Annotated in this window: 3 protein-coding genes; all 3 read right to left on the bottom strand. The window is 49.1% G+C overall.

Annotated elements, in window-relative coordinates:
• The coding region (locus LUCIF_RS23540; RefSeq protein ID WP_207858383.1) for a sodium ion-translocating decarboxylase subunit beta at positions 1–276 on the bottom strand (276 nt) is incomplete at its 3' end.
• A 37-nt stretch (positions 277–313) separates the two neighbouring features.
• Positions 314–475 carry a hypothetical protein gene (locus tag LUCIF_RS26305; RefSeq protein WP_165865920.1) on the bottom strand — a complete coding sequence of 54 codons (162 nt, stop codon included), beginning with the start codon at positions 473–475 and terminating at the stop codon, positions 314–316.
• Positions 476–535: 60 nt separating this feature from the next.
• On the bottom strand, positions 536–758 hold a 223-nt coding region (locus tag LUCIF_RS23535; RefSeq protein WP_279386989.1), incomplete at its 5' end, for a carboxyl transferase domain-containing protein.

Genomic DNA, 758 nt, shown 5'->3' with positions numbered 1-758 from the left:
GCCGAAAAAGATAAGCGGCGGAAGAATTACCAGTTCCACGCCCTTATAGGCATAATAAAATAATCCGCCGGGCTTTATCAGATCCGAACCGGGAACGTTGGCAACAATACAGGCAAAGCCGATGCCTAATAGCAAAAACGGTTCGTATTTGCGGGCCAGCGCAAGGTAAACCAGGACGGCACCGACAATAATCATTACCACGTTGCCCCACCAAAGCTGGGCAAGGCCGGTTTGTTCGACCAGCGAATACAGTAGCGACGAGATTTGTTCAAACATGCACTTTCCTCCTATAGTATAAGGTTACGAACAAGAATTAGTGGCCGCCCTTCAGCTTGCTTTCATCGACATGGCCCAGCTTGTTCAGATGGGGAAATATATACAAAACCAGGCTGATGCCATAAATAATTACGAAGCTCAGTAGAAAATCGATAACGCTTAATATGATCGCGCCTTCCATCGAATCAGGTACTGTCATTTTGCAGGTCTCCTTTCTAGCTGTTAATAAAACCCGGATCCATGGCAGTGAAATCAGAGATTACAAGGGAATGTTACCATGTTTCTTGGCCGGCCTGTTTTCCCGCTTTGTCGCCAGCATGTTGAGGGCCGCGATAATACGGGGCCGGGTTTCCTTCGGCTCGATGACCATGTCCACAAAGCCGCGTTCGGCAGCTTTATAGGGTGTGGCAAACTCTTCGATGTATTTCGCCGTCTTGGCCTGCACATCCGGATCACCGCGGAAGATAATGTTGGCGGCACCC

Source organism: Allolucifera butyrica (assembly GCF_900476375.1).
Taxonomy (GTDB): domain Bacteria; phylum Bacillota; class Negativicutes; order Sporomusales; family UPPP01; genus Lucifera; species Lucifera butyrica.
The sequence above is the reverse complement of the archived record's forward strand: the minus strand, read 5'-3'. Positions and strand labels throughout refer to the sequence as shown.